The sequence below is a fragment of the Phenylobacterium sp. genome (assembly GCF_028290885.1).
Lineage (GTDB): Bacteria > Pseudomonadota > Alphaproteobacteria > Caulobacterales > Caulobacteraceae > Phenylobacterium.
The window spans coordinates 1-11,858 of sequence record NZ_JAQGIZ010000003.1; the positions used below are offsets into that span (position 1 = coordinate 1).

Below are 11,858 nucleotides of genomic sequence, written 5' to 3' on the forward strand. Positions count from 1 at the left end.
ATCCGTGGCATGCGCATCCGGGTGCAAGACGTTCTTGAGATGCTGGCCGCGGGCACGACGGCTGAGCAGATCCTGACCGAATACCCGTATCTGGAGCCGGACGACATTCGGGCCGTGCTGGCCTACGCGGCCGCTCAGGTCGCGGGAACGGCCGTCATTGCCGCGTGAGATTTTTGGTCGACGCCCAGCTTCCGGCCGCACTTGCAGGCTGGATCGTCGGGCACGGCCACGAGGCTGAGCATGTTGCCGATCTTGGGTTGCTCGCCGCATCTGACGAAGAAATCTGGAATGCGGCCCTTTCGTCGGGCGCTGTCATCGTGACCAAGGATCATGACTTTGTTGAGTGGGCTACGGCCCGACGGCCAGGCGCTGCAGTCGTGTGGGTGCGGATCGGCAATGCGGTCAACCCGGCCTTAATCGCGCGTTTGGATGCCGTGTGGGAAAAAGTGGTGCAAAACCTTGAGGCTGGCGCACTGGTGGTCGAGGCGGGAGGGTCATGACACCAGAAGTCGAGATCGCCGGCCGCCGGATCGGCGCGGACCACCCGCCCTACGTCATCTGCGAGCTGTCGGGGAACCACAACGGCAGCCTGCAGCGCGCCCTCGCCATGATCGATGCGGCGGCCGCCACCGGCTGCGACGCGATCAAGATCCAGACCTACACCGCCGACACCATCACCCTCGACGTCGACCGTCCGGAGTTCAGGATCACCGGCGGGCTCTGGGACGGCCGCAGCCTGCACGAGCTCTACCGCGAGGCGCAGACGCCCTACGAATGGCACGCCGCGCTGTTCGCCCGCGCCGCGGAGCGGGGCGTCACCCTGTTCTCCAGCCCGTTCGACGAGACCGCCGTCGACCTGCTGACCGGACTGGGCGCGCCGGCCTACAAGATCGCCTCCTTCGAGGCCGTCGACCTGCCGCTGATCCGCTACGCGGCGGCCAGGGGCAAGCCGCTGATCATCTCCACCGGCATGGCCAACCTGGCCGAGATCGAGGCCGCGCGGACCGCCGCCCTGGAGGCCGGCGCAGCGGGTGTCGTGCTGCTGCACTGCGTCTCCAGCTATCCGGCCGAGCTCGCCGACGCCAACGTCCGCACCGTGGCGGATATGGCCGGGCGCTTCGCCTCGCCGATCGGCCTGTCCGACCATACCCACGGCACGGCGGCCTCGGTCGCCGCCATCGCCATGGGCGCCAGCGTCGTCGAAAAGCACTTCACCCTGGCCCGGGCCGACGGCGGCCCGGACGCGGCCTTCAGCCTGGAGCCCGCCGAGTTCACCGCGCTGGTCCGCGACTGCAAGGACGCCTGGACGGCGCTTGGCCGCGCCCACTACGACGTCCTGGGCTCGGAGCGCGGCTCGCTGCAGTTCCGCCGCTCGCTCTACGTCACCGCCGACGTGAAGGCCGGAGAGCCCCTAAACCGCACCAACGTCCGTTCCGTTCGCCCCGGCATCGGCCTGCCGCCCGCGCGCCTGGACGAAGTGCTCGGCCGCCCGGCGTCGCGCGATCTCAAGCGCGGCGAGCCGCTGGCTTGGGACATGGTCGAAAGCGCCGAGAGGTAACCGCGGATTAAGCCAAATCGCGGCCTGCTTCAGCGATGCGGGAGATGTTCCGATGAACGCCATGCCGAAGCCGCGCGACCTTGAACCCTCGCTAGGCGAGACCATCGTCACCGACTTCATCCGCGACGGGGCGCACCTGTTCGCCGAGCCTGTGGACGCCACCGCCTGCGCCGACCTCCTGGCGCGCATCCGCGCCACCCGCGACTTCGGGTCCAGCCTGTTCCTCTCGGAGGCGGAGTTCGACGCCGATCCGCAGTACACTGGCGTCAATCCGCGGCCCGGCCGCAACCTGCTGGAGCGGCTCGAAGACGGCCTCGGCTTCGTCGAGCAGGCGCCGCAGCTCGTGGAGGGCATCACCGCGCTGCTCGGTCCCGACTACGAGATCCTCAACAAGAAGGTGGTCTGCGGCGTGCCGGCCGGCTCCGTGCCGGAGTGGCTGAAGAAGCGCATCCTCGGCAATCCGGTGAACAACCTCGGCGCCTACGTCAGGCCGCAGCACCGCGACGTGACCTATTTCTACGGCATCGACTTCCACCAGGACCTGATCGACTACAAGCAGCGCGAGGCCGACTTCCTCACGCTCTACATCTACCTGCATCCGGTGACCCGCGCCGACGCCCCGCTCTACCTGCTGGAGGGCAGCCACAAGCTTGGCGGCTCGGTCTTCCCGCACAACCTCAGCCGCATCGGCGACTCGGACTGGCTCTACCGCAACGCCGAGCACGGCGAGGTGGTGGCGCGCCAGCGCATCCTGACCGGCGGAACGGGCTTTGCCGCCGTCTGGCACGCCTGCACCCTGCACGGCACCCAGCCGGACGCCGCCGACCACGAGCGCATCTCGCTGCGCTACCTGGTCGCCCGCCGCCACGACGGCCCGACCGGCCTCGACGCGGTCAACGCCAAGCTGCAGGGGCCCTTGAGCCTCTCCGACACCCGCGCGGACCTGGCCGCCGACGGCTCGGCCGCGATCCGGCGCAACACCGTCAACCACGCCTGACGAGGCGGCGGCCTGCCTAGCCGGCGCGGTCCGCGATCAGCTTCAGGAAGGCTTCCCCCACGCGCGGCGCGCCCTGGCCGTCGCAGAGCTCGGCGCTGGACTTGGCGAGCTGCCGGCGCAGCGCCGCATCGGTCATCAGCCGCGTCAGTCCCCGGTCGAAGGCGGTCTCGAAGTCGGCGGCGCCGAGGTCAGCCACCAGCGCCGCTTCGCGCTCAACCAGCGCCTGGGCGGCGGCGCGCTGGTTGTCCGCCAACACCACCATCAGGGTCGGCAGGCCGAGCGTGCAGCGCTCCCAGGTCGAGGAGCCGGCTGCACCCACGGCGATGTCGGCCTCGGCGGTCAGCCTGGCCATGTGCGGGCTGTCGACGTGCAGGGTGATGCGGGTGTCGCGTCTGGCGATCTTGCTCAGGCCGGCCAGGCTCGGCGCGTCAGCGCCCAGCGCCACATCCAGGCCGGCGTCGCCGATCCGCGGCCGCAGGCGGTCGACCACGCGCCCGGTGATCCCGTCGAGGTCGGTGAGGCCCAGCGACACCAGCACGCGGCCCACCGGCTCGCCGCGCCAGGCCAGCGCCGTGTCGCGCAGGGCGGCGAATTCGGGGCGCACCGGCGCATAGGGCGGGCCCAGCAACAGGCGGGCGTCCTCGCCGATCAGCCCTTCGTAGTCCCCGACGCGGCGCGCCGGTCCGGAGTCGAGGATGATGTCGCCGCCCAGGGGGCGGTCGGCGAGGTCGTCGATGACCAGGGTCGGCGCGCCCTGGCCCATGGTCCGGTGATCGGCCGCAGAGAGGCCGTAGTGGTCGAACACCACCGCGTCATAGGTCTCGCCCGCGACGGCCTCGGCAAGGTCGCGGGGCGCCGTGGAGGCCGCCGGGGCCTGGGCCATCTCCGGGGCGAAGGACGCCAGGATCGAGGCCACGGCCGGGGGCGCGATGAACCGGCAGGCCGCCCCTTGCGCCTGTAGCACCCCCGCCAGCGTCAGCGACCGCATCACGTGGCCGCCGCCCACCACCGGGCCGGCGTCAACGACGAACAGGATGCTGGGACTGCTCATGATCGCCGCTGCCTCCGGAAGCCCTAAACCTGCCCGCCCCAGGCTGAAATGCAAAGGGCCGCCCCGAAGAGCGGCCCCTCACGTCGATATTGTGGCAGGACGCTAGATGAAGCTGCTGCCGGTGCCGGCGAGGTCGGTAAGCGAGCGGCCCGTCAGGATGACCGCATCGTCCGCGCCTGTGATGTGGCCATCGGCGGTGGTGTCGATGAACACGACCACATCGGCTCCCACCTGCACGGCGGCGTATTTGTCCGTCGCATGCGTCGTATGGATCTGGGTATCCGCGGCCGTGATCGCGGCGCCGAAGCTCCCGGCGGTGAGGCTGTCGTTATGATAGAAGGCCACGCCGGTTCCGATCGAAGCGACCTTCAAGGAGTCGCCCGAGTTCCAGTCGCTGATCACTGCGACCCCGGTGGCGCCGGTGCTGGCCAGCGAGTCCGATGCGCCGAACACGAAGGTGTCCGTGCCGCCGCCGCCGGTGAGCACGTCGTGGCCGCCGCCGCCGGTGATGGTGTCGTTTCCCGCGCCGCCGGTGATGGTGTCGCCCGCGGCGGTTCCGATGATGACGTCGTTGCCCGCGCCGCCGTCGATGACCGAAGCAAGGCCGCCAGTGCCGGTGACCGTGTCGTCGCCGTCGCCGGCCTGGATGCCGCCCGCGCCGGTGAAGGTGATCGAGTCGTTGCCCGCGCCCGCGTCGATGATGTCGGTGCCGGCGCCGCTCACGATGACGTCGTTGCCGGCGCCCGACGAGATGCTGTCGCTGCCGCTGCCGGTGGTGATCAGATCGATGCCGGAGCCCGAGGTGACGAAGTCGGCGCCCGTGCCGTTGGTATCGTCGAACAGGTTGGCGCCGTCGCCCAGCGCGACGTGATTTCCGGTCGAGGTGGTGAGGGTGACGGAATCGTTGCCGGAGCCGCCGGTGATGGTGTTGGCCCCGCCGGCGTCGGTCAGGGTGTTATTGCCCTCGCCCAGCAGGATGGTGTCGGATCCCGTGCCCGACAGGATGCTGTCGTTGCCGGCCCCGCCGTCGATCGTGCTGGCCGTCGTGGCAGCCGAACCGGTGATGGTGTCGTCGCCGTCGCCGCCCGTGACGAACCCGCCGCCGCCGGTGAAGGTGATCGCGTCGTTGCCGGCTCCGCCGTCGATGTTGTCGACGCCGGCGCCGGAGATGATGACGTCGTTGCCGGCCCCGGACGAGATGCTGTCGTTGCCGGCGCCCGTGGTGAGGGCGTCGTTGCCGCTACCGGAAATGACGATATTGGCGCCGCCGGTGTCGACGACGACGTTGGCCCCGTCGCTGACGATGATCACGTCGTTGCCCGTGCCCGAATGCACCGTGTCGTTGCCGGTGCCGGTGGTGATGTTGTCGTTGCCGTTGCCGGTTGTGATGCCGTTGTTTCCGTCGCCGCCGCTGATGGTGTCGTTGCTGTTGCCGGTGGTGAGCGTGTTGTCGCCGGCGCCCAGGCTGATCAGATCGCTGCCCGTGCCGGTTTTGGTCACGACGTCATTGCCGGCGCCGGCGTCGATAGTGGAGTTGCCGGCCCCCACGCTGATCGTGTCGTTGCCGTTCCCGCCGTTGATCGAGTCGTTGCCGCCGCCGCCCGTCAGGTTGTCGTCACCGTCCTCGCCCATCACGACGTCGGCGCCCGTGCTGCCCGCGACCGTGTCGTTGCCCAGGTTGCCGTCCAGCACGTCGTTGCCGCCGCCGCCGGAGAGGCTGTCGTCGTCCTTGCCGCCCAGGATGGTGTCCCCGTTGGCGCTGCCGGTGATGGTGTCGTTGCCGAGGTTGCCCTGGGCGAAGTTGGTGCTGGTGGCGCCGCCGCTGCCGTTCAGGTCGATGCTGTCGTTGCCCTGGCCGCCGTAGATGGTGTCGAAGCCGCCGCCGCCGATGAGAGTGTCGTTGCCCTGGTTGCCCTGCAGCAGGTCGTTGCCGCCGGCGGCGTTCATGCTGTCGTCGCCGTCCCCGCCGAACAGGCCGTCCGCGCCGCCCGTTCCCGTCACGGTGTCGGACGTAGCCTGGCCGATGAACAGCTTGGAGCTGTCAGGGAAGAGGGTGAGCGATTGGCCGCGGATTACCGCCGCGCCGTCGCCGAAGGTCACGCTGTTGCCGTTGTAGGTGAGGGTGATGCTGGGCGCGTTGTTCACGGTCAGCGGGTTGAAGATCACCGTCGCCTGGCTGGCGGTGCCGGTGTTGAACACCAGCACGTCGTTCGCCTGCAGATAGCCGGCGGCCTGCGCCGTGGTCATTTGATCGAAGAAAAAGTTCGCCACGTCAGAGCCCCCGAATCAGAAAAATTCACGCGACCATGCCGTGAGGATGTTGCGAAAGTCTTGCTAAACGGCGGATGCGTTTACCAAGAGGCGCCCAGGTGCTCAGCCGCGGGCGGCGGCCGGGCGCCCATCGAACCTGCGCAGCAGCTCGGCGGCTGCGCGATTGGTCTCGTCCAGCGGCGGATAGGTCCAGTTCGCCAGGCTGCCGGTGAACGGCCGCGTGACGCCACGGCGCCTCAGGTCCTGGTGGAACCGGTCGAACTTGACGCCCCCGCCGGCCATCGCCAGCACATGGATCGGCTTGCCAGTCGTCGCGGCGTCCGTGGCAAGGTTGGTGGAATCCTCGGTGACCAGGATGATGTCCGCCGCCGCCAGGAAGGCGAAGTAGGGGTTGTCATCCTCGCCGTCCCAGATCCACCCCGGAATGTCCGACAGGCCCTCGGTCAGGATACGGCGGGCCGGCTCCGGCGTGCGTCGGGTGAAGCTGACCAGCAGCGAGCCCCCGATCGCCTTGACTGCGGCGGCGACCTCGGCGGCCATCTCCCGCGCCCGCCGGGGCGGCAGGTCGTGGACCTTCGACTTGCCGCCGACGATCATCGTCACGCGGGGCTGCGACAAGGGATCGATGCGCGGCCGGAAGCGCGCCAGGTCGCGGGCGAAGCCCTCGGCGCTGATCCGGTTCGGAGCGCCCACGATAGGGAAGACGTTGGGGCCGCTCAGGCGGTCGTGGACGGGCGGGACCACCAGGTCGAAGGCGGCGAGGGCGCGGCGCGGGTCCTGGGTCTGGACCACGAAGGTGCGCCCGCCCGACCAGCGGCGGACGCGCCGCGAGAGCGGCAGGCTGGCGCGTCCGGCGCCGATCCAGATGTCGGGCCAGGGCGGAGTGATGGGGCTGTCGGCGCGCAGGGTCAGGCGCGGCAAGGAGATCAGGCTCAGGGGCGTGCGCCCCAGGCCCCACTTCCAGTCGACCCGCTTGACGACGATGCTCGCCGGCCTTCGCCGCGCCACCGCCTCCGCCAGGCCCCGCACCTGGGCCTCGATGCCGACGCGGCCGTCGGATACGGCCCAGATGGTCAGGGGAGCTGCGGCGGCCCCAGTCATCGCGAAAAGAGCGTCGCGGAGTGGGGCCGTCGCGGAGTCGGTCAGACCCACTCCACCTTGGTGATCTCGTAGGCCTTGACGCCGCCCGGGGTGTTCACCTCGACCGTCTCGCCGCTTTCCTTGCCAATCATCGCGCGGGCGATGGGCGAAGTGATCGAGACGCGGCCCTTTTTCACGTCGGCCTCGTGCTCGCCGACGATCTGGTAGCGGGCCTTCTCCTCGGTGTCCTCGTCGATCACCGAGACGGTGGCGCCGAACTTCACCTGCTTGCCCGACAGTTTCGAGACATCGATCACCTGGGCGCGCGCCATCTTGTCCTCGATCTCGGCGATCTGGCCTTCGATCCAGCCCTGGCGGTCTTTGGCGGCATGGTATTCGGCGTTCTCTGAGAGGTCGCCGTGCAGCCGCGCTTCGCCGATCGCGGCGATAACGGCAGGCCGTTCCACGGTCTTCAAACGCTTCAGCTCTTCGTCGAGGGCATGATAGCCCTCGGCGGTCATCGGGACTTTTTCCATGGGAGGTCGGTGACTCGGGTTCGCCCTAGTTGGAAGTTCGCAGTTTCCGGCCGCGGGCGCAGGCGTCCGGGGGGAAAGAGGATAGAATTGTGCGCCGCAAAACGCAAGCTCACCCAAACCCGCGCTACGCGAGCCGCGCGCCAGGCGCGTTCGAACAGCCCGGCGAAGTTCCGGTGATGGAACGGGCGCTTTGCGGCCTCATCATGTCCTTCGAGGCTGCACCCAGTCAGCTGGCCGGCGACGGCCGGGTCTGGCGGGGATCGTAGAAGAACCGCTCCTCGGCGATACGGTCGCCCTCCCAGCGCTGCAGGGCGACCTCCTCCATGATCATCGGCGGCCCCTCGGCCGGGGTGAAGGTGAACCGCCAGCGGATCGTCACCTTGTCGCCGTCCACCAGCAGGTCGGTCACCGGGTCGGTCGTCATCGTCTCGAACCGGGCCATGGTGGCGCGCTCGTCGGCGATCAGCCGCTCGCGGCCCAGGCGCGGCGGCTGCTGGTTGTCCTGCATCGAGGCGTGCGGATGGTAGAACGCCTCCAGGGCCTCGACGAACTTCGCCTGCTCCACCAGGGCGACGAAAGCCTGCACGCGCTCACGGCTGGGCATTTTGGAGATACTCCACAACTGGCGGCGGACGCTTCGCCACCCTAGCTTAGGCGCCGCCACAGGAGACAGATCGCATGGCCGCGCCGCGCGGAATAACCCTCTACCATTCGCCGGCCAGCCGCGCCTTCACCGCCTACTGGATGCTGGAAGAACTGGGCGTCCCCTTCGACGTCAGGACCATCGACATCCGCAAGGGCGAGCAGAAGTCGCCAGCCTATCTGAAGCTCAATCCGGCCGGCAAGGTGCCGACCCTCACCGATGGCCAGGTGGTGGTCAGCGAGAACCCGGCCATCGCCATCTACCTGGCCGACCGCTACGGCTACGGGACTCTGGCCCCGAAGATCGAGGAGGCCGACCGCGGCCCCTACCTGAAGTGGATGGTGTTCTCGACCGCCGTGGTCGATCCGGTCGCCACCCTGCACGAGCAGAAGATCGACCTGCCGGGCTTCAACTTCAGCTTCGGGGCCTTCGACGACATGGTGCAGGTGCTAACCGGCGTGCTGAAGGACCGGGACTATCTGCTGGGAAGACGCTTCTCCGCCGCCGACGTGGTGCTCGGCGGGACGCTGTCGCGCCTGCTCTACCAGAAGGTCCTGCCGCAGGAGCCGGTGCTGCTGGACTACAACGGCCGGCTGACCGCCCGCGAAGCCTTCCACCGCGCCGCCGACGCCACCTGGCCCTCCCACCTGTTCCCGGTGGCCTAATCGCTGACGCTGATCACCGTCCCTGCGAGCTCGCCCGGCTCCGGCGGCTCGTAGACGCCCTCGATGAAGTCGAACATGTCCGGCGAGACCTCGATCGCGAAGTTTTCGCCGCGCACGACGTTGCGTCCTTCCACCCGCGCGCGCCGCACCTCCTGCGGGGCGTCCACGAAGTGGAACACCAGCTCGAGGCCCGTGGCCTCGGCGATCTCCCGCACGCGGGTCCGGTCGGCCTTGCGCATCAGCCCGATGTCCAGGATCACCGAGGTCCCAGCCGCCAGCACCCCGGCCGCCGCCGCGCAGATCTGCCCTTCGCAACGGCCGACCCGCTCGACCATCCAGTCGTACTGCAGCGGCTCAGGCATGTCGGGGCCAAACAGCCGCGCCATCCAGTCGTCGAGGATGAAGGCCACCGCCTTTTCCCGGCGGGCGAAAGTGTGGGCGTAGGTGGTCTTGCCCGCGCCGCAGGGCCCGAAGATCACGTTCAGGGTCGCCGTCATGTCGAAGCTCGCTAGCGGACCGACAGCCCGCCGTCGATGACCAGCTCGGCGCCGGTCACATAGCGGCTCTCGTCCGAGGCCAGCCAGAGCACGCCGTTGGCGATGTCCTGCGGAAGGCCCTTCATGCCCAGCGGCACGGCCATGGCCGAAATGGCGTCGAGGTCCGGCGGTGCATTCGCACCTGGGCTGGCGGTGTTGGTGATGGACAGCCAGATCGGCGTCTCGATGATGCCCGGATGCACAGAGTTCACCCGGATGCCGTCCTTGGCGTTGGCGCACTCCATGGCCACCGCCTTGGTGAACAGGCGTACGCCGCCCTTGGTGGCGCAGTAGCCGGCGAGCGTCGGGGCGCCCTTCAACCCGGCCACCGAGGACATGTTGACGATCGAGCCGCCGTCGCCCGAGGCGCGCATCAGCGGGATCGCGTGCTTCACCCCCAGGAACACGCCGTCGAGGTTGACCGCGGTCTGTCGGCGCCAGTCGGCGAGCGTCATGTCCAGGATCGAGCCGCCGATGCCGATGCCGGCGTTGTTGACCAGGATGTCGAGCCGGCCGTGGCGGGCCTTCACCTGAGCGATGACGCCTTCCCAGGCGGCCTCGTCGGTGACGTCATGGCGCAGGTATTCCGCCTTGCCGCCGGCCTTGCCGATGGCCGCGACGACCTCCGCGCCCTTGGCGTCCTGCACGTCGGTGATCACCGCCAACGCACCCTCGGCGGCCAGCGTCTCGGCGCAGCCGCGCCCGATGCCGCTTGCCCCACCGGTGATCAGCGCCACCTTGCCCTGCACACGACCGCCCATGAGCGCCTCCCGTTCCGACCTGCTTTGGATTGCAGGAGGCCTAGCTCACGGCGCGGTCCGCCGCCAGGGCTTCGCAAGCTCGGGGAGGGGAGGGCGCAAAGCCCCGGCGTCCGCCTCGTGGGCGGATCTGCGGCCGCAACGGGCATGCGGTCACCGTCACGGCTCGTCCGGCCGCGCGCGAACGGTCGGATCTCTCAACCGGCCGGCGAGAAGCTCGCCGGCCCCGGAGGCTCTAACGCATCCAGCTCGGCGTCGAGTCGGCGGTCATGATCCCATAGGCCATGCCGATCGCGAGCAGGACAATGGCGACCACCATCAGCGCGCCAAGCAGGCCTTCGAAACGCTCGGCGAGATGCTTGTTCTTGTGGTGGTGGATTTCCGGGTGGTCAGAGTGCATACGGCTTCCTCCCAATCTGCTGGGGGTCTTGCCCCCGCCAGACTGCGGCAGACGCCAACGGCGTCGTTCCGGCCGGTCTATCTATGGGGCCGCCGGAGCACGCCCTGGGCCTGCATCAGTCAGGCACTGATTTGGAATTTGCGCTTCCAAATAACTTTGGTCAATCAAAAGCTTGGCCTTGAGTTCGCCTCTCTGGGGAAAGTGACTCTGGTATAACGTCGGTATGCTAAGCCTCAGGCGTAGCTCTGCAGCGGCCGCACTTCGAGGGTGTCTTCGACCGTCGCCACGATGGCCTGGGCGGCGGCGAGCGCGCCTGCGGCGGTCGTGTAGTAGGGGGTCTTCATCATCAGCGCCGTGCGGCGCAGTTCGAAGCTGTCGGCCAGCGACTGGCGGCCCTCGGTGGTGTTGAACACCAGTTGCACCCCGCCGTTCTTCATGGCGTCGACGATGTGCGGGCGGCCCTCCAGCACCTTCTTGATCGGCTCGACCGGCAGGCCCTCGGACGCCAGGAAGGCCGCCGTGCCGCTGGTGGCCAAGACCGTGAACCCGAGGCCCAGCAGGAGCCTCACCGGTTCCAGCACCCACGGCTTGTCGGCGTCCTTCACCGAGACGAAGACGCAGCCCTCTTTTGGCAGCACCGTCCCGCCGCCGAGCTGGCTCTTGGCGAAGGCCCGCGCGAAGGCCGGCGCCAGCGTCTCGCCCGGCCGCACCCAGTCCAGGCCCATCACCTCGCCGGTGGAGCGCATCTCGGGGCCCAGCACCGTGTCCACGCCGGGGAACCGCGCGAAGGGGAACACCGCCTCCTTCACCGCAATGTGGTCGTAGGGCTTCTCGACCAGGTCGAATTCGGAAAGCTTGCGGCCTGCCATCAGCTTGGCGGCGATCGCGGCGACCGGCCGGCCGATGGTCTTGGCCACGAAGGGCACGGTGCGGCTGGCGCGCGGATTGACCTCCAGCACGAAGATCCGCGGCGTCTCGGCGTGTGGCTCCTCGATGGCGAACTGCACGTTCATCAGGCCGCGGACCTCCAGGGCCCGGGCCATGGCGGTGGTCTGGACCTTCAGCTCGGCGATGGTCTCCGGCTTCAGGGAGAACGGGGGCAGGGAACAGGCGCTGTCGCCCGAGTGCACGCCGGCTTCCTCGATGTGCTCCATGACGCCGGCCACGAAGACCGCCCCGTCGGCGTCGCAGAGCGCGTCCACGTCCACCTCGGTGGCCCGGGAGAGATATTGGTCGATCAGGACGGGTGAGTCCCCGCTCACCTTCACCGCATTGGTGATGTAGCGCTCAAGCTGCTCGTCATCGCGGACGATCTCCATGGCCCGGCCGCCCAGCACGTAGGAGGGCCGGATCACCACCGGAT

At 69.0% G+C, this 11,858-nt stretch carries 13 protein-coding genes and 1 pseudogene; 5 read left to right on the forward strand and 9 right to left on the reverse strand.

What is annotated here, in order from left to right; genetic code table 11:
• Window positions 1–9: 9 nt before the first annotated feature.
• The 4 genes from JWP28_RS20600 to JWP28_RS00235 are packed head-to-tail and all read left to right on the forward strand — an operon-like array spanning window position 10 to window position 2,555.
• On the forward strand, window positions 10–168 hold the full coding sequence (locus tag JWP28_RS20600) for a DUF433 domain-containing protein (RefSeq protein WP_366143774.1): 159 nt from the start codon (window positions 10–12) through the stop codon (window positions 166–168).
• 5 nt (window positions 169–173) lie between these two features.
• Window positions 174–500 carry a DUF5615 family PIN-like protein gene (locus tag JWP28_RS00225; protein WP_299538606.1) on the forward strand — a complete coding sequence of 109 codons (327 nt, stop codon included), beginning with the start codon at window positions 174–176 and terminating at the stop codon, window positions 498–500.
• A complete protein-coding gene (gene pseI / locus JWP28_RS00230; protein ID WP_299538609.1) occupies window positions 497–1,558 on the forward strand; it encodes a pseudaminic acid synthase in 1,062 nt (353 codons plus the stop codon). The genes JWP28_RS00225 and pseI overlap by 4 nt, the downstream gene beginning before the upstream one ends.
• A gap of 52 nt (window positions 1,559–1,610) precedes the next feature.
• Entirely contained in the window at window positions 1,611–2,555 is a 945-nt protein-coding gene (locus tag JWP28_RS00235) for a phytanoyl-CoA dioxygenase family protein (protein WP_299538612.1), read from the forward strand.
• Between the two features lie 16 nt (window positions 2,556–2,571).
• Here the strand turns inward: JWP28_RS00235 and pseG are convergent, their stop codons facing one another.
• The 5 genes from pseG to JWP28_RS00260 all read right to left on the reverse strand — a co-directional run bounded on the left by pseG (window position 2,572) and on the right by JWP28_RS00260 (window position 8,097).
• The gene (gene pseG / locus JWP28_RS00240; RefSeq protein ID WP_299538615.1) at window positions 2,572–3,606 is read right to left on the reverse strand and encodes a UDP-2,4-diacetamido-2,4,6-trideoxy-beta-L-altropyranose hydrolase; all 1,035 of its coding nucleotides are present in this window, start codon (window positions 3,604–3,606) and stop codon (window positions 2,572–2,574) included.
• 102 nt (window positions 3,607–3,708) lie between these two features.
• Window positions 3,709–5,877, reverse strand: a complete 2,169-nt coding sequence (locus tag JWP28_RS00245; protein WP_299538618.1) for a calcium-binding protein — start codon at window positions 5,875–5,877, stop codon at window positions 3,709–3,711.
• Between the two features lie 102 nt (window positions 5,878–5,979).
• Window positions 5,980–6,978, reverse strand: coding sequence for a mitochondrial fission ELM1 family protein (locus JWP28_RS00250; protein ID WP_299538621.1), 999 nt, complete (start codon window positions 6,976–6,978; stop codon window positions 5,980–5,982).
• A gap of 41 nt (window positions 6,979–7,019) precedes the next feature.
• The gene (gene greA, locus JWP28_RS00255) at window positions 7,020–7,493 is read right to left on the reverse strand and encodes a transcription elongation factor GreA (RefSeq protein WP_299538623.1); all 474 of its coding nucleotides are present in this window, start codon (window positions 7,491–7,493) and stop codon (window positions 7,020–7,022) included.
• Window positions 7,494–7,719: 226 nt separating this feature from the next.
• Window positions 7,720–8,097, reverse strand: coding sequence for a nuclear transport factor 2 family protein (locus JWP28_RS00260; protein WP_299538625.1), 378 nt, complete (start codon window positions 8,095–8,097; stop codon window positions 7,720–7,722).
• Between the two features lie 74 nt (window positions 8,098–8,171).
• Here JWP28_RS00260 and JWP28_RS00265 point away from each other — a divergent pair, with 74 nt between their 5' ends.
• Complete coding sequence (locus tag JWP28_RS00265; protein ID WP_299538628.1) at window positions 8,172–8,801, forward strand: glutathione S-transferase family protein; 630 nt, start codon at window positions 8,172–8,174, stop codon at window positions 8,799–8,801.
• Here the strand turns inward: JWP28_RS00265 and JWP28_RS00270 are convergent.
• From JWP28_RS00270 to JWP28_RS00285, 4 genes and pseudogenes are all read right to left on the reverse strand, one after another.
• A complete protein-coding gene (locus tag JWP28_RS00270; protein WP_299538630.1) occupies window positions 8,798–9,298 on the reverse strand; it encodes an ATP-binding protein in 501 nt (166 codons plus the stop codon). The two genes, JWP28_RS00265 and JWP28_RS00270, sit on opposite strands and share 4 nt — an antisense overlap.
• A gap of 11 nt (window positions 9,299–9,309) precedes the next feature.
• Window positions 9,310–10,098 (reverse strand): glucose 1-dehydrogenase, encoded by a 789-nt coding sequence (locus JWP28_RS00275; protein WP_299538633.1) that lies wholly within the window; start codon window positions 10,096–10,098, stop codon window positions 9,310–9,312.
• Between the two features lie 232 nt (window positions 10,099–10,330).
• A complete protein-coding gene (locus tag JWP28_RS00280; RefSeq protein ID WP_299538635.1) occupies window positions 10,331–10,495 on the reverse strand; it encodes a hypothetical protein in 165 nt (54 codons plus the stop codon).
• Between the two features lie 233 nt (window positions 10,496–10,728).
• Window positions 10,729–11,858 (reverse strand): annotated as a pseudogene (locus JWP28_RS00285) (ATP-grasp domain-containing protein); the annotation flags it as partial.